The organism is Janthinobacterium sp. P210006 (genome assembly GCF_036231885.1).
Taxonomy (GTDB): domain Bacteria; phylum Pseudomonadota; class Gammaproteobacteria; order Burkholderiales; family Burkholderiaceae_D; genus Janthinobacterium; species Janthinobacterium violaceinigrum.
The window spans coordinates 692,638-711,194 of sequence record NZ_JAZARD010000004.1; the positions used below are offsets into that span (position 1 = coordinate 692,638).

16 protein-coding genes are annotated in these 18,557 nt (G+C 66.3%); 8 read left to right on the forward strand and 8 right to left on the reverse strand.

All coding sequences use genetic code 11. From position 1 onward, the window contains the following. The first annotated feature begins 274 nt into the window (after positions 1 to 274). Positions 275 to 2,746, forward strand: coding sequence for a DUF3772 domain-containing protein (locus VPH41_RS22880; RefSeq protein ID WP_328571593.1), 2,472 nt, complete (start codon positions 275 to 277; stop codon positions 2,744 to 2,746). Here the strand turns inward: VPH41_RS22880 and VPH41_RS22885 are convergent, their stop codons facing one another. Then, complete coding sequence (locus VPH41_RS22885) at positions 2,747 to 3,235, reverse strand: DUF2938 domain-containing protein (RefSeq protein ID WP_328571594.1); 489 nt, start codon at positions 3,233 to 3,235, stop codon at positions 2,747 to 2,749. A gap of 59 nt (positions 3,236 to 3,294) precedes the next feature. Between VPH41_RS22885 and VPH41_RS22890 the strand changes: the two genes are divergently transcribed. The 4 genes from VPH41_RS22890 (at position 3,295) to VPH41_RS22905 (ending at position 7,315) form a co-directional block, all read left to right on the forward strand. Continuing rightward, positions 3,295 to 3,939 (forward strand): ArsR/SmtB family transcription factor, encoded by a 645-nt coding sequence (locus VPH41_RS22890; protein WP_328571595.1) that lies wholly within the window; start codon positions 3,295 to 3,297, stop codon positions 3,937 to 3,939. Further along, positions 3,939 to 4,451: a ClbS/DfsB family four-helix bundle protein gene (locus VPH41_RS22895; protein WP_328571596.1), complete on the forward strand. Its 513-nt coding sequence runs from the start codon at positions 3,939 to 3,941 to the stop codon at positions 4,449 to 4,451. The genes VPH41_RS22890 and VPH41_RS22895 overlap by 1 nt, the downstream gene beginning before the upstream one ends. A gap of 96 nt (positions 4,452 to 4,547) precedes the next feature. Then, on the forward strand, positions 4,548 to 6,263 hold the full coding sequence (locus VPH41_RS22900) for an NAD+ synthase (protein ID WP_328571597.1): 1,716 nt from the start codon (positions 4,548 to 4,550) through the stop codon (positions 6,261 to 6,263). Next, positions 6,260 to 7,315 (forward strand): bifunctional nicotinamide-nucleotide adenylyltransferase/Nudix hydroxylase, encoded by a 1,056-nt coding sequence (locus VPH41_RS22905; RefSeq protein ID WP_152284362.1) that lies wholly within the window; start codon positions 6,260 to 6,262, stop codon positions 7,313 to 7,315. Before VPH41_RS22900 ends, VPH41_RS22905 begins: the two co-directional genes overlap by 4 nt. A gap of 36 nt (positions 7,316 to 7,351) precedes the next feature. Here VPH41_RS22905 and VPH41_RS22910 read toward each other — a convergent pair whose 3' ends face one another. After that, positions 7,352 to 8,185: a hypothetical protein gene (locus VPH41_RS22910; RefSeq protein WP_328571598.1), complete on the reverse strand. Its 834-nt coding sequence runs from the start codon at positions 8,183 to 8,185 to the stop codon at positions 7,352 to 7,354. Positions 8,186 to 8,324: 139 nt separating this feature from the next. Beyond that, positions 8,325 to 9,227, reverse strand: coding sequence for a LysR family transcriptional regulator (locus VPH41_RS22915; protein ID WP_328571599.1), 903 nt, complete (start codon positions 9,225 to 9,227; stop codon positions 8,325 to 8,327). A 127-nt stretch (positions 9,228 to 9,354) separates the two neighbouring features. On the opposite strand from VPH41_RS22915, the gene VPH41_RS22920 reads away from it, so the two are divergent. The 3 genes from VPH41_RS22920 to VPH41_RS22930 all read left to right on the forward strand — a co-directional run bounded on the left by VPH41_RS22920 (position 9,355) and on the right by VPH41_RS22930 (position 11,676). Then, positions 9,355 to 10,776 (forward strand): MFS transporter, encoded by a 1,422-nt coding sequence (locus VPH41_RS22920; protein WP_328571600.1) that lies wholly within the window; start codon positions 9,355 to 9,357, stop codon positions 10,774 to 10,776. Then, positions 10,773 to 11,180: a DUF4440 domain-containing protein gene (locus VPH41_RS22925; protein ID WP_328571601.1), complete on the forward strand. Its 408-nt coding sequence runs from the start codon at positions 10,773 to 10,775 to the stop codon at positions 11,178 to 11,180. The genes VPH41_RS22920 and VPH41_RS22925 overlap by 4 nt, the downstream gene beginning before the upstream one ends. Before the next feature lie 79 nt (positions 11,181 to 11,259). Beyond that, the gene (locus VPH41_RS22930) at positions 11,260 to 11,676 is read left to right on the forward strand and encodes a hypothetical protein (protein ID WP_328571602.1); all 417 of its coding nucleotides are present in this window, start codon (positions 11,260 to 11,262) and stop codon (positions 11,674 to 11,676) included. 22 nt (positions 11,677 to 11,698) lie between these two features. Here the strand turns inward: VPH41_RS22930 and VPH41_RS22935 are convergent, their stop codons facing one another. From VPH41_RS22935 to VPH41_RS22955, 5 genes are all read right to left on the reverse strand, one after another. Beyond that, on the reverse strand, positions 11,699 to 12,274 hold the full coding sequence (locus tag VPH41_RS22935) for a DUF1349 domain-containing protein (RefSeq protein ID WP_328571603.1): 576 nt from the start codon (positions 12,272 to 12,274) through the stop codon (positions 11,699 to 11,701). Positions 12,275 to 12,299: 25 nt separating this feature from the next. After that, entirely contained in the window at positions 12,300 to 13,688 is a 1,389-nt protein-coding gene (locus VPH41_RS22940) for a TolC family protein (RefSeq protein WP_328571604.1), read from the reverse strand. A gap of 9 nt (positions 13,689 to 13,697) precedes the next feature. Then, positions 13,698 to 16,805, reverse strand: a complete 3,108-nt coding sequence (locus tag VPH41_RS22945) for a MexW/MexI family multidrug efflux RND transporter permease subunit (protein WP_328571605.1) — start codon at positions 16,803 to 16,805, stop codon at positions 13,698 to 13,700. A 15-nt stretch (positions 16,806 to 16,820) separates the two neighbouring features. Further along, positions 16,821 to 17,921 carry an efflux RND transporter periplasmic adaptor subunit gene (locus VPH41_RS22950; RefSeq protein ID WP_328571606.1) on the reverse strand — a complete coding sequence of 367 codons (1,101 nt, stop codon included), beginning with the start codon at positions 17,919 to 17,921 and terminating at the stop codon, positions 16,821 to 16,823. Between the two features lie 81 nt (positions 17,922 to 18,002). Continuing rightward, complete coding sequence (locus tag VPH41_RS22955) at positions 18,003 to 18,482, reverse strand: DUF2165 family protein (RefSeq protein WP_328571607.1); 480 nt, start codon at positions 18,480 to 18,482, stop codon at positions 18,003 to 18,005. Positions 18,483 to 18,557: the final 75 nt, after the last annotated feature.

Genomic DNA, 18,557 nt, shown 5'->3' on the forward strand with positions numbered 1-18,557 from the left:
ATGTTGGTGCCTGCGCTAGCCTGGGTGCTTGCCGCAGTGCGGCCGCTGGCGCTTCCAGGCTGACGTCCTGGCGCCGATGGGAATGGATTCGTCTTGCCGCACGAAAATATCCATCATCCATCGCAGGAGTGCGCTAGTCTGTCGCTGTTTGCCGTACAGTTAAGCAACTCCCGTACTGCCCATCGTTTCCGGCCCCTTGCCGGCATTGCACGGCCGCGCACGCCGGTGCGATGCTGTCTTGGTACCACCCGTCTCACCTGGCCCATAGGACTGCATGATTTCTTTTCGTAACCCCCTTTCCCGTTCCACGCGCCCGCACTGGCGTGGCTGGCTGCTGCCGCTGCTCTTGACCCTGCTGCTGGCGTGCTCGCTGTCGGCGCCGCCGGCCTGGTCCCAGCCCGTCGATGACGCGGCCACGGCCGACCAGCGCCTCGATGGCTTGCGCAAGCAGATCACGACCATTCAGAAGGCGCTCGATGGCGAGGCCGATCTCGATGACGCAACTTTGTCGCAGATGCGGGCCGATGCGCTGGCGGCCAGCGCCGAGGCGGACAAGGTGGCCGAGTCGCTCGCGCCCACCCTGGCCAGCGTGCAGGCGCGGCTGGCCGAGCTGGGCAAGCCGGCAGCGGGGGGCAAGGATGCGCCGGACGTGGCGGCGCAGCGCAACCAGCTGGACCGCACCAGCAGCGCCCTCGATGCGCAGGTGAAGCTGGCGCGCCTGCTGGCCGTGGAAGCGACGCAGGCGTCGGAACAGGTGTCGACGGCGCGCCGCGCGCAGCTGCAGGCGCGCCTGGGCGAGCGCACGGCCTCGATTTTGGCCGGTTCCTTCTGGAAACAGCTGCATGCCGAATTGCCGCAGAATCTGCAGCGCCTGCGGGCGCTGGAGCTGGAGCTGGCCAACGCGGCAAGCGCCACGCCATGGTCGGCCTGGGGCGGCTTGCTGGCCGGTATCGTGCTGGTGATCGGCGCCAGCGTCTGGGCGTCGCGCTATCTGCTGGTGATCACGGCCACGCGCGTGCCGCATGGCCGTTTGCGCCGTTCGCTGCATGCGCTGGCCGTGCTGGTGCTGGCGCTGGCCACGCCGGGGCTGGTGGCGGAATTGCTGGCCATGGGCTTGCGCTGGGATGGCGGCCTGTCCGACAAAACCTCGACTTTCCTCAGCAGCTTGATCGGCATCATCTGTTTTGCCGGCTTTACGGCGGGCCTCGGTCATGCGCTGCTGTCGCCTTGGCGCGTGTCGTGGCGTCTGCTGCCCCTGCCCGATGCGCTGGCGCACCGCTTGCGCCATTTTCCCTCGATGTTTTCCTTCATCGTCGTGCTCGTGTGGGCCACGGAGCGCGTCACCATCGTCATCAATGCGGGCCTGTCGACGGCCGTGGCCGTCAATTGCATCGTCGCCCTGGTGATGAGCACGACCATCGCCTACGGCCTGATGCGCGCCGAGCGCTGCTGGCGCCAGTTGCGCGAAGCCGATCCCGCCACCCTGGTCACACCGCTGTGGCTGCGCTGCGTCACGGTGCTGCTGTGGCTGGCGCTGGCGTCCAGCGTCATCAGCTTGCTGGTCGGCTATGTGGCGTTCGGCAGTTTTATCGCCAAGCAAATCGCCTGGGTCATCGTGGTGGTGGGCAGCACTTATCTGCTGACGGTGCTGGTCGATGACATCTGCATGCTGCTGGCCTCCGCGCCGCCGCCGCCGGACGCGGCCCACCCCGTGCTGGCCACGCCCAAGGCGCGCGACCAGGCGGCCGTGCTGCTGTCGGGCATCGGCCGCGCCATCGTCGTGCTGCTGGCCCTGATGCTGCTGCTGGCGCCGTTCGGCGAAGGTCCGGGCGAGCTGTTCCAGCGGGTGGGCAAGCTGCAGGATGGCCTGGCCATCGGCGAAGTGGCGATCCGCCCTGCCGCGCTGATCCAGGCCCTGCTGGTGCTGGTCGTGGGCTTTGTTGCGCTGGGCCTGTTCAAGCGCTGGCTGCAAAACAGTTATTTGCCGACCACCAATCTCGACACGGGCATGCAAGTGTCGTTCATCACCCTGTTCGGCTATATCGGCGGGGTGCTGGCCGTGGCGCTGGCCCTGTCGGCGGCCGGCATCGGCCTGGAACGCATCGCGTGGGTGGCGTCGGCCTTGTCGGTGGGGATCGGTTTTGGCTTGCAGGCGGTGGTGCAGAACTTCGTGTCCGGCCTGATTCTATTGGCCGAGCGTCCCGTCAAGGTGGGCGACTGGGTGTCCCTGGGCGGCGTGGAAGGCGACATTCGCCGCATCAATGTGCGCGCCACGGAAATTCAGCTGGGCGACCGTTCCACGGTGATCGTGCCGAACTCGGAATTCATCACGAAGACGGTGCGCAACGTCACGCTGGCCAATCCGCTGGGCCTGGTGCAAGTCAAGCTGCCATTGCCGCTGGGCACGGATGCGCAGGCGGCGCGCGCGCTGATCCTGTCCACCTTTGTCGACAATCCCGACGTGCTCGATACGCCGGCGCCCAGCGTGCAGCTCGATGGCATCGACAATGGCTATCTGCTGTTCAACGCCACGGGCTTTGCCGCGTCGCCGCGCCTGAGCTCGGGCATCCGCAGCGCCCTGCTGTTCGAGTTGCTCAAGCGTCTGGACGCGGCGCATATCGCCATCGCCAAGCCCAGCACGATGGTGCTGAGCACGGTGCCGGCCCAGCCGGAGACGCCGGTGATGTCGGCCGTGGCGCCGGCACCCGCAGCGTCACCCGCGCCCGTGCCGCCGTTGACGAGCTAATCAGCGGACCGTCGACCACAGCAGCGCCGCCAGGTACAGGCCGATGCCGAACGCCGTGTGGGCCATCAGGCTGCGCAGGCGGGCGGCGTTCGGATGGGGCGTCTTGCTGGCGGCCAGGCCGGCACCCATGCCCGGCTGCAAGATGCAAAACGGCGCGGCCACGCTCAGCACGCCCGCCAGCAGGGCCGGCACCAGGGTCGGCTGCTGCACCCATTCCTGCCCCGCCAGCGCCAGCAGCACGGCCGCAAACAGCACGCCGACCGCATAGTGAAACGTCCAGCCCACGATCGCTTCATCGCGCACGGGCGCCGCCTGGGCGATGTTGGCGTGGATGAAGGTGCCGCGCGGCAAATGACCGAGCCAGCGTCCCACCATTGCAAAGTTCAGCGAGGGCAGGCACCAGAAGCGCTTTAACGCCACCGCCCACACATCCATCACCGCCGTCGCGCCCACGCCGATCGCCAGCGCATCGAGCCAGAGTATTTGCATTGTTGCTCCTAACATTCAATTGATTGCTTGAATGTTATAAGGGTGCTAGCATCGTGTCAATGAAAAATGCCGATATCGAATTTCTGACCGGTTCCGCCGGCTTTGCCCATATTTTAGGCAGCGCGCCGCGCCTGCGCCTGCTCGAGCAGATCGCGCAGGGCGAGTTTGCGGTGGAGCAACTGGTGGAGTTGACGGGCCTGTCCGTGGCCAATACGTCGCAGCATTTGCAGCAGTTGCGGCGCGCCGGATTCGTGCAGGCGCGGCGCGACGGCAAGCGCGTGCTGTACCGGCTGGGCAGCGGCCCCATCGTGCAATTGCTGGCCGCATTGGAACTGTATGCGCAGCATCAGCGCAGCGAGTTGCAGGCGCTGAGCCGGGGCGACCACGTGGAAGCCATCACGGGCGACGAGTTGCTGGCGCGCATGCAGGAAGCCAGCATCACCGTGCTCGACGTGCGGCCCGCGCAGGAATTTGCGGCCGGCCACTTGCCCGGCGCGATCAATATCCCTTTTGATGACTTGCAGCGCCGCCTGGGCGAATTGCCGGCGAACGCAGAAATTGCCGCCTACTGCCGCGGCCCGTATTGCGTGCTGTCCGTGCAGGCAGTGGCGGCGCTGCGCCAGCATGGCTTGCATGCGCGCCGTCTCGGCAGCGGCTACGACGATTGGCAGGCGGCCGGCTTGCCTGTCGTCAAGGCGGCGTGATGGCTATCCCCAACAGCAAGCAGGAACTGGTCGACGCCATCAACGGCACGTATGCAAAGTTGATGCAGGAGCTGGCGCGCGTGCCGCCCACGCTGGCGCGCCCCCCCGTGCTGGAAGGGCAAGTGGCGGGCACGCGCATGAGCGTGTGCGACCTGCTCGCCTACCTGGTGGGCTGGAACGAGCTGGTCTTGCACTGGCACGCGCAGCTGCGCGACGGAAAATCCATCGAGGACATCGCCTTTCCCGCCGAAGGTTTCACGTGGAACGCTCTGGGAAAACTGGCGCAGCGCTTCTATGCGGACTATGCTGAACTGGGCATGGACGACTTGCTGCAGCGCCTGGAGCAGGCCAAAAACCAGCTGCTGGCGCTGATCGACAGCCATGACGATGCGCAACTGTATGGCCAGCCCTGGTACACGCATTACACGATGGGACGCATGATCCAGTTCAATACGGCGTCGCCGTATGCAAATGCGCGCACGCGTCTGCGGGCCTGGCTCAAGACCTTGTAGCGGGCGGAGCGGCAGGCTTGCACGATTGCATCAGTACGCTGAGAAAATTTTTCAGGCAGGATAGTGGTTTCAAGCGCAACCCTCTGAAGGATCACCATGCTGACCATCGCCCTCGCCCAGATGAATCCCACCGTGGGCGATTTCGACGCCAATGTCGCCGCCCTCATCGCGCGCATGGACCGCGCGAGCAGCGATGGCGCAGACCTGCTGGTGTGCCCCGAGCTGTCGCTGTGCGCGTATTACCCGGGCGACCTGTTCGAGGATGCCGCCTTCCTGCGCGGCATGCGGCAGGCGCTCGACACCTTGCTGCAGGCGTCCACGCGCTGGCCCGCGCTGGTCACCGTCATCGGCGCGGCGCGGCCCAATCCCGGCATCGGCAAGCCCCTGTATAACGCCTTGCTGGCGATGCGCGACGGGCGCATCGTGGCCGAATACTACAAGCAGCTGCTGCCGACCTACGGCATCTTCGACGAGGGCCGGCATTTCGAACCGGGCCCGCCCGGCGCCTGCACCTTGACGATTGCCGGCTGCAAGGTCGGTTTCATGATCTGCGAGGATGGCTGGAACGACGATGGCCGTGCCTACGCCGTCAACCCCTTCGACGCCCTGCATGCGGCGGAGCCCGACCTGATCGTCAGCATCAACGCCAGCCCATCCGACATCGGCAAGCGCGCGCAGCGCCACGCCGTGTTTGGCGCCGCCTGCGCGCGCGTGAACTTGCCCTTGTTGTTCGTCAACCAGGTGGGCGGCCAGGATCAGCTCGTGTTCGACGGCGCCTCGTTTGCCGTCTCTCCGCGCGACGGCGTGCAATTCGAGGCGGCCCGCTTCGTCGAGGATTTTCAATTGCTGCGCTTTGCCGGCGGCCGTTTTACGCGCACCGATGGCCAGCCCTTCCCCGTGCCCGACCCGGACGGCATCCCCGCCGTCGAATTTGCGCGGCGCCAGATCGTGCTTGGTTTGCGCGATTACGCGCGCCGCTGCCGCTTCACGAAAGTGGTGGTCGGCTGCTCGGGCGGCATCGATTCGGCGCTGACCCTGGCCCTGGCCGTCGAGGCGCTGGGCGCGGACAACGTGGTGGCCATCACCATGCCATCCGTGTTTTCCAGCGCCGGTTCCGTCACCGATTCCGTGGCCCTGTGCGCCAACCTGGGCATCGCGCTGTACACGCATCCGATCCGTGACATCGTGGCGCAGTACGAAGCCGGATACGCGGGGGCCTTTGACGGCAAGCTGCAGGGGCTGCCGCTGGAAAACCTGCAGGCACGCGTGCGCGGCACGATCCTGATGGAATACTCGAACGCGTTTGGCGCCCTGCTGCTCACCACCGGCAACAAGAGCGAAATCTCGGTTGGCTACTGCACCCTGTACGGCGACACGAACGGGGGACTGGGGCTGATCGGCGACCTGTATAAAACAGAGGTGTTTGCCCTGTCGCGCCACGTCAATGCCAGCGCGGGGCGCGAGCTGATTCCCGTTGCCGTGCTCGACAAACCCCCGTCGGCGGAACTGGCGCCGGGCCAGCGCGACACGGACAGTTTGCCGCCGTATCCCGTGCTCGATGAAATTTTGAAGTGGCATATCGAGGGCAGGCGCCTGCCGGCGGCCGAAAGCGCGCAAGCGTCGGCCTTTGTCGGCCAGCTGCGCCAGACGGACGACGGGCGCGCACTGGTGACGCGCATCCTTGGCATGGTCGCCCGCAACGAATACAAGCGGCGCCAGGCGGCGCCCATCATCCGCGTGCGTTCGCGCGCCTTTGGCAGCGGGCGCCAATTGCCGATTGCCGCCCACTACCCCACCGGAGACGACGCATGACCCTCGCCTATCCCGCCGACGCGGCCATCCTGATCGGCCGCTTCCAGCCTTTTCACAATGGCCATGCCGGCCTGCTGCAGAAGGCGCTGGCCACCGCGTCCAGCGTGGTGGTGGTGCTCGGTTCCGCCTTCCATGCGCGCAGTCCGAAGAACCCGTTTACGTGGCAGGAGCGGGCCGCCATGATCGCCGCCACCTTGCCCGAGGCGCAGCGCGCGCGCGTGCATTACGTGGCCGTGCGCGATTACTACGACGATGGCCTGTGGGCCGACGCCGTGCGGCACGCCGTGGCGGGCGCCCTGCCCGCGGCGCAGCGCGTGACCCTGGTGGCCTGCTTCAAGGACGCTACCAGCTATTATCTGCACCACTTCCCCCACTGGCAGCTGCTGAATCTGGAAATCGACGCGGGCGCGCCCATCGGCGCGACGGCCATCCGCAACGTGCTGTTCGAAGCCGAGGACGTGGACGTGTCGCTGAGCGCCGTGGCGCAGCTGCTGCCGGCGGCCATCGGCCAGTATCTGAAGGCGTGGACCTTGCTGCCGTGGTACGCGCCGCTGGTGCAGGAATACCGCGCCATCGAAGCGTACAAGGCGCGCTGGCGCACGGCGCCGTATGCGCCCATCTTTTGCACCGTGGATGCGCTGGTGCAGACGGGCGGCCACGTGCTGCTCGTGCGCCGCGGCGGCTATCCGGGCAAGGACTTGTGGGCCTTGCCCGGCGGCTTCCTGGAGCCGCGCGAACGGCTGCTGCAGGGCGCCCTGCGCGAGCTGGCGGAAGAAACCCAGCTGGGCGTGCTGGCGCCCACCCTCGTCGAGGCGCTGGTCGGCGTGGCCGTGTTCGACCACCCGGACCGCAGCCAGCGGGGGCGCACCATCACGCATGCGCACTATTTTGACTTGAAGACGCGTCAGCTGCCTGCCGTGACGGCGGCCGACGATGCGGCGCTGGCGCAGTGGGTGCCGGTGAGCGCCCTGCCGGCCATGGAAGAGCAGTTCTTCGAAGACCACTTCCATATCCTGAACCACTTCCTCAAGCTCACGCACGAGGGGCGCTGAGGGGGCGCCGCGGGGCGCTTTCCCCCTCGCTGCCTGTCAGGACGTCACGCGTTCCCAGCCATGCCTGACGGCCGCCTTGAAGTCGTCCCACGCGGACTGGGGATACGTGTGTTCCCAGTTGCTGCGCAGCTCGGGCTCGACCTGCTCCCAGCTTTGTCCCCGGTAGCTGTCGCTGCCCGCCATCGAATGCCCATAGCGGTAGGCGGGATCGTAGTCGTCGAAGCGACCGCCGCTGGAGGCGTACTGGCTGCTCCAGTGGTTGCGGTAGTACTGCTCGTCGTCGTAGCTGGTGCCGGGCAGGTTGTCGGCGCCGGGATAGCGGCGCACGTTGGCGCCAGCGCTGGACGGCGGCGGCGCTGCCATGCCGCCCGCAAATTGCTGCGATGTGGATGCCGCGGCGTTCACGTTGCCGGCCGGCGTGCCCTGCTGCGATGGCGCGCCTGACTGCATGCTGGCGCCCTGGCGCATCGCGCTGTCGCTGGTGGGTGCGCCTTGCCAGCCGCCGGCGCGCCAGTGCTCGGCGTGCGCATCGATGTCGAGCGGCGCGTAGCGCTCGACGAGGTCCGTGGCGCGCTGGATATCGGCGTCGCTCGCCTCTTCCAGGGTCAGCACGACATGTCCGCGCCGCACGGCTTCCGCATAGATGTGGCGGTCGGCGTGGCTGCCGAACAGGTCCGTAAAGAAATGCTTGATGTTGTCGAGCAGGTTGTCGCTGTCGTCGCGGCGGATGTTTTCCGCTGCTGAAATATCGTCACCGCCCGCATCGTGCAGGCGGATGTTGGCGCTGGGAAAGCCCGCCGTGATCAGGTCGTGCCGGGCGCGCTCGGCCATATCGCGCAGGACGAAAACTGCTGCCAATGTATGTGCCATGATGGTCTCCAATCGGTGAACAACGTCCTTTCAGTGTAGGCCGTGAAAAACGAAAGGGGCGCTCGTTTGCCCCTTGGAAATCGTTGTGTTCAACAAGTGTTGGCGACCTGATATGGGCGTCGTGGCGCCACGTGAAACCTCAGGCGGGCGTGCCCACGAAACCGCGTAAAAAGTCGATAAAGGCGCGCACTTTTTCCGCAATGTGCTGCGTGTTCGGGTACACGGCATACACGCCCTGCTCCGGGAAGGCGACGTCGGGCAGCAGGCGGCGCAGGCGTCCCGCGCGCACCTCGGCTGCGACCAGCCATTCGGGCAGCAGGGCCACGCCGCAGCCGCCCAGGGCAAAGCCCAGCAGGGCCGAGGCGGAATCGGAATGGATGGCGGCATCGTCCTGCGCGGCAAAGGCGGCGGGGCCTTCCGGCGTCTGCACGTCCCAGCGCAGGGGCGACGCGAGGCGGCTGTGCGCCAGCCAGCGCGCGCGCTGCAGGTCGGGCAAGGTGGCGATGTCGCGGCCGGGCAGGCTGGCCAGGTAGGCGGGCGAGGCGACGGGCCAGATCGCGTACGGCTCGATCAGCGCGGCGCGGTAGCTCGAATCGTTGAGGGAACCCATGCGGATGGCCAGGTCATAGCCGCCCGAAATCAGGTCTTCGTGCGAGGATGACGAGGAATGCTGGATCTGCAGCTGCGGGTGGGCGGCGGCAAAGGCGATCAGCGCGGGGACCACCGTGCGGCTGCCGTATTCCACGGTGGTGGTCAGGCGCAGGGTGCCGCGCAAGCCCTGGTGGCCCTGGCGCGCCGTCTCGATGGCGCCGTGCGCTTCGCTGAGCACGCGCTGGCAATCCTCGTAAAAACGCCGCCCCACGTCCGTCAGCGCCAGGCTGCGCGTGCTGCGCGTGAGCAGCGACACGCCCAGCTCCGCTTCCAGCTGTTTCAAATTGAAACTGACGACGGCCTTGCTCTGGCCCAGCACGGCGGCGGCGGCCGTCAGCGAACCGGCGTCGACGATGGCGATGAAAATACCCAGGCGGTCAAGACTGATCATAAATAAAAATGAGTAAACATGCGGGTTTCCGAGGTTTGTCAAAATTTGTTTGACAGTGTAATCGGGGCTGGCCCGTTACGCAAATGGCGATGGGCGCTTAAGCTGGCCGTTTGCCATTCGGAGCACCATGGACTATCGCAAAAAAGTCGCGGCCATCTATCTGCTGGGGTTTTTCGTCGACCTGATCAACATGTTCATCACCAGCGTCGCCTACCCCGACATCGGCCATGCCTTGCACGCCTCGGTGGCGCAGCTGGCCTGGATCAGCACCGCTTACATTCTCGGCCTGACCGTCGTCATCCCCGCCAGCGCCTGGCTGGCTGCCTATTATGGCAGCAAAACGGTGTTTGTGTCTTCTTTGCTAATCTTTTTGTGCGCCAGCATCGGTGCCGGCCTGGCGCAGTCGATCGAGGCGCTGATCGCCTGGCGCTGCGTGCAGGGGCTCGGCGGTGGCTTGCTGATCCCGCTGGGGCAAAGCATGACCTACCAGCTGTACCAGCCCGCCGAGCGCCCGGGCCTGTCCTCCGTCATCATGCTGGTGGGCTTGCTGGCGCCCGCCCTGTCGCCAGCCTTGGGCGGTGCGATCGTCGACAGCCTGTCGTGGCGGGCGATCTTTTACCTGAACGTGCCGTTTGCCGTGCTGACGCTGCTGCTGGCCGTCTGCTGGCTGCGTCCCGATCCCCCGCGCGCGGCCGTTCCCCGTCTCGACACGGGCGGCCTGCTGGCGGGCAGCATGGCGATTTTGCTGCTGCTGCTGGGCCTGACCATGCTGGGCACGCCGGGCGAGTGGCTGGCCGGCGCCGGCGTGCTGGTGCTGGGCGCCGCCTGCGCGTGGGGCTATGTGCGCGGCGCGCTGCGCAAGTCCACGCCCCTGCTCAACCTGCGCCTGGCTACCGAACCCCTGCTGCGCGTGTCCATGCTCATGTACCTGCTGGTGCCGGGCGTGTTCATGGGCGTGAGCCTGCTGGCCATGCTGTACCTGCAGGGCGTGCTGGGCATGCCCGCGTCCACGGCGGGCGCGCTGATGCTGCCGTGGGCGCTGGCCTCGTTTGCGGCCATTTCGCTCACAGGGAAAAGCTACCGCCGCGTGGGGCCGCAACCGCTGTTCATCTTTGGTGCGCTGCTGCAGGCGGCGGGCATGCTGATGCTGCTGCGGGTGGACTCGGCGGGCCAGTTGTTCTGGCTGGCCGGCGCGTATGCCGTGATGGGCTTTGGCGGCGGCTTGTGCAGCAGCACGGCGCAAAGCACGGCGTTCCTGCGCACGCCGGACGGGCAGCTGAGCCAGGCCAGCGCCGTGTGGAACATCAACCGCCAGCTGGGCTTTTGCCTGGGCGTGGCGCTGCTCAGCGTGCTGCTCAACAGCCTGCTGGCGGCGCGCGGTATCGCCACGCTGGACGACCCCGCCCAGCATGCGCGCGCGGCGCAGGTGTTTCACTGGTGTTTTGCACTGGCCGCCGCCTCGTGCGTGCTGCCGTTGGCGCTGTGCGCGCGCATCGATAACCGCGCCATTCTCGACCTTTTACATCACCATGGAGTAGCGAAAAAATGAAGACAACGAACCCCTGTTTTGACGACGTGTTATCCACGCATGTGCTGATCCGCGAATGGCTCTCCGGCGAGGCCGCGGCGCCCGAACATTGCGCCAATTTGCTGGCGCGTTTTTCGCCCGGTTTCACGATGGTGTCCCCCGGCGGCAAGCAGCTCGACCATGCTGGCTTGACGGCGTTTTTCCAGGGCGCCGGCGGCAGCCGCCCCGGCCTCGTCATGCGCATCACAGACTTGAAGGTGATTCAGGAAAGCGCCGCCGGCGCCACCGTGTCTTACCGCGAATTCCAGTCGCTGCCCGGCGCAGAAAACACCGAGCGGCTATCGACCGTCGTGTATGACAAAACACCGGGTGGGACGCTGCTGTGGCGCCATCTGCATGAGACGTGGGTGGCGCGGGCGGATTGATCTTGCCACGTGGTGGCACGCGCGCTGCCTGAAGGACGATGCGCGTATCATGCGGTTCTTGCACCCGGAGAAAACACAGATGCGCATAGACACGACATCGGATTCGCCAAGCTGGACCAAGGTCTTTGACATTGGTCATGAACTGCGGCAGCTTGGTCCCTTGATGGAAGAAAAATATCCTGATCTCGACTGGGAATTGTTTGTCTGCTTGCGCTGCGTGCCAAAAGACTTGCAGCGAAAAACATTCTGCCGCTATTACGCCAGCGACAAGATGTTCGGCCTCGATATCGCCATGGATGAAGAAGACTTCGTGCCGGTGAAAAAAGACACGCCTGGGCAACGCAAATTGATCGGCACCGCTTTCTTCACTTTTTTTGCCGCCAGCATCCGGAAATACGAGAAAAAACTGCCGGGACTCCAGCCCGTTTCAGCGCAACTGATCGCCGATGTGCGGCAATGGTGCATCGCCAGTCAGTGGCTCGATTCCGCCGTCTGATGCGCCATGCACACGCGGGCACTCACGTGAGGTCGTGCAAGTCCTTGCGCTGCGCCGGGCCGATGGAAAACCGCGAAAACGCCACCTCCAGGCCACCGCGTTCCGGCGTGCAGCACATGGGTCCGACAAGGTAGCGCGATGCCGCGGGAAACGGCGCCAGGCGCAGCAGCGGCCAGCGCTGGCCATCGGTCGAATACTGCACGCGGATCACGCCCTTTTCCACCGTCACGCGCAGCCAGAAACCGTCGGGCATGGCGGGCGCCAGGCTGACGGCCCAATCCGATGTACCCACCGTCAGCACGGTGCTGAGCAGCAGCTGGCCATCGGAAAATTCCACGCCGCACTTGATCCAGTTTTCCGCATCGATGCGCACCATCATGCCGGCCTGGTCGTACAGCGCAGCATACTGCGCCGCCACGTGCAGCTGCGCCGTAAAATCGCCGTCGACGTCCGTGCCGAAAAAGTGGCCGCTGTCGCGGATAAAGCCATAGTGAGTCTTGCGCCAGAAATCCGTGCCCGCATCCGTCGTCACGCGCAATTGCGCGCCGTCGGTGGACCATGTTGCCGGCTGATTCAGCCAGCTGCCTTGCGTGAACATCGCATCTCCTCCTGAGCAAAAAATGCTACATAGTTTGCCCCCATCCCAGCGCCTTGTACAGGGCAATCGCGTCGATGTAGGACGCCGTTTCCGCCAGCAGCGCTTCGCGCCGGATATCGAACAAGGCGCGCTGGTTTTCCAGCACGGCCTGGTAGCTGCCGACGCCGCCCCGATAGCGCGTGCTGGCGATATCGAGCGCCGCATTGCCGTGGCGCGCAGACTGCAGCAAGGAGGCCAATCGCGCCTGGTTTTCCGCCAGCTGCGTGACGGCGTTTTCCACGTCTTCCTGCGCGATTAACAGCGTCTGCGCATAGCGGGCCAGCGCGCCTTGCGCCTCGGCCTGCGTGCCGCGCAAGCGTGCCTTCACGCTGCCCAGGCGGAAGGCCGGATAGCTGACGGAGGGCGCCACCTCGAAGGCGCGCGCGCCGCCGTCGAACACGCTGCTGCCGCGCAGCGCAAAGAAGCCTAAGAAACCTCCGAGGCTCAGGCGCGGATACAGGTCTGCCGTGGCGGCCCCCACGTCTTCGCTGGAGGCGGCCAGCAGGCGTTCGGCGCGCACCACGTCGGGACGGTGCTTGATCAACTGGTTCACGTCGCCCAGCGGCAGCTGGCCCGCCAGCGGCGCCTGCTGCCGCGGCATGGTGGCCAGCGCGATGCCGCCCGGCGCCTGACCGCTCAGGACATCGAGCCGGTACTGCGCCAGGCGCAAGCCCGCCTGCAACGGCGGCAAGGCCGCCTCGCTGCGCGCCAGGTTGGCCAGCGCGTTGTGGCGCTCTTCCGGCAAGCCGCTGCCGGCGCGGATGCGCGCGTCGGTCAAGGCCACCGTGTCGCGCCAGCTTTGTATCTGCGCCTGCGTCAGCGCCAGGTTTTGCTGGTAACCGAGTGCTTCGTAGTAATTGCGCGCCACCTCGGCGGCAATCGTCAGCTGCACTTGCCGCAAGTCCGCCTGCGCCGCGTCGGCGCGCGCCTGCGCCGAACGCGTGACGTGCGCGAGGCGGCCGAACAGGTCGATCTCCCATTGCGCATCGAAACCCAAGCGCGTGCTGGCGCTGGCGGCGCGGCTGTCTGGCGCATCCTGCTGCACGCTGCGCCGCCATCCTGCCTGGCCCGTGACGGTGGGCAGTTCATCGAGGCGGCGCTCGTCGAAGACGGCACGCGCGGCCAGCAGGTTCGCCTGCGCCTGCGCGATATCGAGGTTGTGCGCCAAGGCGCTGGCGATCAGCTGGGACAGGCGCGCATCGTCGAAAAACGTCCACCAGGCGGTGTCGCCGGCAGTGGCCTGGCCAGGCGCAAACTGCGCCTGCTGCGGGCTGGCCAGCTGGATGTCGGGCGTGCCCGGCGTGACGTAGGCGGGGCTGACGGCGCAGCCGGCCAGCAGAGCAATGACAGCAAGGGGAAACAGTCGTTTTTTCATGTGGATTCCTTAGTGCGGCGCGGCGTCGTGCGCCAGTGCCTGCGACAGATCGCGTGCGCGCGGCGTGGCATCGTCGGCCGCGTGACGGCGGGCCAGGAAGGTGTACACGGTGGGCAGCACGAACAGGGTAAAAAAGGTGCCGATCAACATGCCCGACACGATCACCACGCCCAGGCCGAAGCGGCTGTTGGCGCCCGCGCCGGACGCGAACAGCAGCGGCACCAGGCCCACCACCATGGCGGCCGTCGTCATCAGGATCGGGCGCAGGCGGATCTGCGCCGCCTTGCGGATGGCGCTGAGGCGGTCCAGCCGTTCATGCACCTGCAATTCGTTGGCAAATTCCACCATCAGGATCCCGTGCTTGCTGATCAAGCCGATCAGGGTCACGAGGCCGATCTGCGTGTAGATGTTGACGGTGGCGTAGCCGAGGGCCAGCGGGATCAGGGCGCCGCAGATCGACAGCGGTACCGTGATCAGGATGATCAGCGGGTCCGTCAGGCTTTCATACTGCGCCGCCAGCACCAGGTAAATCACGACGACGGCCGCGAGGAAGGCCAGCAGCAGGGCATTGCCTTCCGTGGCGAACTGGCGCGCATCCGATTGCCAGTCGTAGCTGAAGCCGGGCGGCAGGGTTTTCGCCACGCCATCGAGGAAGGCGACGGCGTCGCCCAGGGTCACGCCCGGCGCCGGCACGCCCTGGAAGGTGGCCGCATTTTGCTGGTTGAACTGGGTCAGCATGTTCGGCTCGATCTGTTCCGTCACCGACACGACGGCGGACAGGGGCAGCAGGCTGCCGTCGTCGGCGCGCACGTACTGCTGCGTCAGGGCTTGCGCCGTGAGCCGCTGCTCGCGCGGGCTTTGCGCGATGACGTCGTATGCGCGGCCATCCATGCCGAAGCGGTTCAGATAATTCTCACCCACCAGCACGGCCAGCGATACACCGATGTCCTGCATGCGGATGCCCAGGCTGTTCGCCTTCGAGCGGTCCACGCGCACCTTGACGACGGGGTTGTTGTAATCGAGGTCGCTGTCGACGACGGCAAACAGGCCGCTGTCGCGCGCGCGCTGCTTGACGTCTTCCATGGTGCGGAACAGGGTGGCGTAATCCTGCGCGCTGCGCAGCACCATCTGCACGGGCAAGCCGCCGCTCGATCCCGGCAAGGGCGCCAGCTGGAAAGCGAAGATGCTGGTGCCTTCCACGTCGCCCACGGCGTGCTGCAATTCGGCCTGGATGACGGCCGCATTGCGCGAACGTTCGGCCCACGGCGTCAGGTTGATGCCGCCGATGCTCGACGCCGGCCCTTCGCCGCCATTGATGATCCAGCGCGAGTCCGTTTCGGGGATATTTTTGTAGATCTCATCGAGCTTGTACGAGAAGCGTTCCACGTAATCGAGGTTGGCATGCTGCGGCGCCTTGATCGCCGTCAGCACGCTGGCCTGGTCTTCCGCGGGCGCCAGTTCGCGCTGCGGCAGCAGGTACAGAAACGGCAAGCTGACCATCACCAGCGCGGCGAAACCGGCACTGAGCCAGCGGTGGTGCAGCGAGCGGTCCAGCAGGCGCGCGTAGCGCGTGGTCAAGCCGTCGAAGAAATGCTCGGCGGCGCGCGCCATGCGCCCTTCCGATTGTTTCGGCTGCAGCAGCAAGGAGCTCATCACGGGAGACAAGGTCAGCGCCACCACGCCCGACACCACCACGGCGCCGGCCAGGGTCAGCGCGAATTCCTTGAACAGCGCGCCCGTGAGCCCCCCCATCATGCCGATGGGCGCATACACGGCCGCCAGCGTAATGGTCATGGCGACGACGGGGCCGGCCACTTCGCGCGCACCCACCAGGGCGGCCGCCACGGGCGTCTTGCCTTCCTCGATATGCCGGTGCACGTTTTCCACCACGACGATGGCGTCATCGACCACCAGGCCCACGGCCAGCACCATCGCCAGCAGGGTCAGCAAATTGATGCTGAAGCCGAAGGCCAGCATCAGCGCGGCCGCGCCCAGCATCGACAGGGGGATCGTCACGACGGGAATGAGCACGGAGCGCAGGGAACCCATGCACAGGTAGATGACGATGACGACGATGAGCAGCGCTTCGAGCAGGGTGTGCGCCACTTCGTCGATGGAGGACTGGATGAAGCGCGCCGTCTCGAACGCCAGCTCGACCTTCACGCCTGGCGGCAGGGTTTTCTGGATCTCGGGCAGCAGCTTCTTGATGCCGTCGACGATCACCAGCGGGTTGCCGCCGGGCGTGGGCGACAGGCCCAGATACACGGCCGGCACGCCGTCCATGATGCCGCTTGTTTCCGTCGCCGCAGCGCCCAGTTCCACCGTGCCCACGTCCTTCAAACGCACGAGGGCGGCGCTATCCTTTTCATCGCCGCCCTTGCGGATGACCATGTCGCGGAACTCCGCCACGCTGGTCAGGTCCGTGTTGACGCTGATGTTAGCGACGACGAACTGTCCCTTCACCTTGCCGGGCGCCGCCTGGTAGTTATTGCGCCGCACGGCATCGGCCACGTCGGCCGCCGTCAAGCCCCGCGCGGCCAGTTTTGCCGGGTCGATCCACAAACGCATGGCCAGCTGCTGGCCGCCATACACGTCGACCTTGGCCACGCCGTCGATGGTGGCGAACATCGGCTGCACCACGCGCGCCAGATAATCCGTCAGCGCGGGCGCGGACACGCTCTCGCTGGCAAAGCCCACGTAGGCGACGGCCGAGGAGTCGCCGGCCGCGCGCTCGATCACGGGATCGAAAGCGCCTTCGGGCAGCTTGTAGCGCACCTGGTTGACCTTGGCCATGACTTCCGTCAGCGCCTGCGTGGAATCGCGGTTCAGTTCCATGCGCACGGTGACCGTGCTGCTGCCCTGCACGGACGACGACGTCAGGTAATCGATGCCTTCCACGGACGACACGGCTTGCGCGATCGGCTGCGTGACAAAACCCTGCATCAGTTCCGCCGAGGCGCCCGGATACGTGGTCTTCACCGTGATGGTGGACGATTCGAGCATCGGGTATTGGCGGATCGGCAGCTGCTTGATGGCGATCACGCCCAGCATCAGGATCAAGGTGCTGATCACCAGCGCCAGCACGGGGCGGCGCACGAATAGATCGGTCAATTTCATGGTAGTGGCCTTCCCTTAAGAACCGGCTTTGGGCGCGGCGCGTTTGACTTCATCGAGGGTATTGGCCACGGCCTGCACGGCCATGCCGTCGGCCAGTTTCAGCTGGCCCGAGGCGACCACGCGCTGGCCCTCGCGCAAGCCGTCGAGGATGGCCACGCGGCCCCCTGCCCGCTCGCCCAGTTTTACGCCCACGCGCTTGACGGTGAGCGGCTGCCTGCCTTCCTGCTGCGCCACAAACACCGTGTCGCCATACGCGCTGTAGGTCACCGCCGTTTCCGGTACCGTCAGCTGCCGGCCAGCCTCGCGGGCCACGCGCACATTCGCGTACATGCCCGCCTTGAGTGCGCCACGGGGATCGGTCAGCGCCGCCTGCACCTGCACCATGCGCGAGCGGGCGATCAGTGGGTCGATGGCGTTGATCTTCGCCGTGAAGACCTGATTCGGATAGGCGTCCACCAGCACTTGCACGGCCTGGCCCGGCGCCAGTGCCGCGCTGCTCTGTTCATCGAGGGCGAAGTTCACCAGCAGCGACCTTGTGTCGATCAGGCTGGCCACCGTGTCGGCCGCGTTCAGGTACTGGCCCGCGTGCACCTTGCGGATGCCTAGTTGCCCCGCGAACGGCGCGCGGATGGTCTTTTGCGCGATCAGCGCTTCCGTCTGGCGCACGTCGCCCAGGGCCGCATCGCGCGCGGCCAGCGCCGCATCGAGCTGCTCCTGCGTGGCTGCTTTTTCCCTGACCATCTGCATCGCGCGGGCATGGCTGCTTTCCGCGTTTTTCAGCTGTGCGCGCTGGCGCAGCAGGGCCGCCTGTTCCTGAGCGTCATTGAGCTGCACGAGGATGGCGCCGGCCGCCACGCTCTGCCCCGATTCAAAGCGGATCTGCGTGACGCGCCCGCCCGTTTCGGCCGCCACCTGCACCTGGCGCGCCGCTTCCAGTTCGCCCACGCCGGCAAAGAAACGCTCCTGCGTGCCCAGCACGACGGGCACCAGCGCCACCTTGGTGGCGGGGTAGGCGGCGGCACCGGCCGCATGGGAGTCGGCGCGCGGGTAGAGCGCGGCGCCCGCGACGGCCAGGACGATGGCCAGCGCGGAGGCGCCAACAATTTTCGTATTCATGATGAAGTCCTTTACTGCAAGAAAGGGATAACGACAAAGGGAAGAAGGGGCGCAGCGGAGGCTGGTCAGGTCCGCTGCGCGTCAGAAGCGAACGTTAAAGAGGAAAAACAGGCCGATGGTCCACAGCAGCAGCACCAGGTGCGTCGTCTGCAAGCCTTCCTGGGCGATCCAGTAGCCGAACCACAGGCCGCCCAGGTGCATCAGCAGCAGGAAGGCGGCCATCGCGCACAAGGCCAGGTTCAGCCAGGGCAGCGCAGCCATCAGCGATGCGCCTAGGAACAGGGCCACGCCCGTCCAGGCGGCGATGGCGGCCAGCAGTTGCAAGGCCAGCACCGCGCCCAGCGCAATGCGGTGCAAGGCCAGCGAGGTGAGCGCGCGGCGCAGCAGCGGCGTCTGGGTGGTCGGGTCCTGGCGCAGCGGGTCCATGCGCATGGTGTTGCCGATGGCCCAGACGGAGCCGTGGAAGGCGTGCAGGTTGTTGAGGGTGGCCAGGCTGAGCCAGATGGCCAGGCCGGTGGCGAGGATGGCGTGAAACAGCCAGATCGAGTCAGACAGTTGCATGGGAAAATCCTGTCAAAAGAGTACCTTGCCGGCATACGGACGTGGAAACTCCTCGACAGCGGGGAACTACCGGCC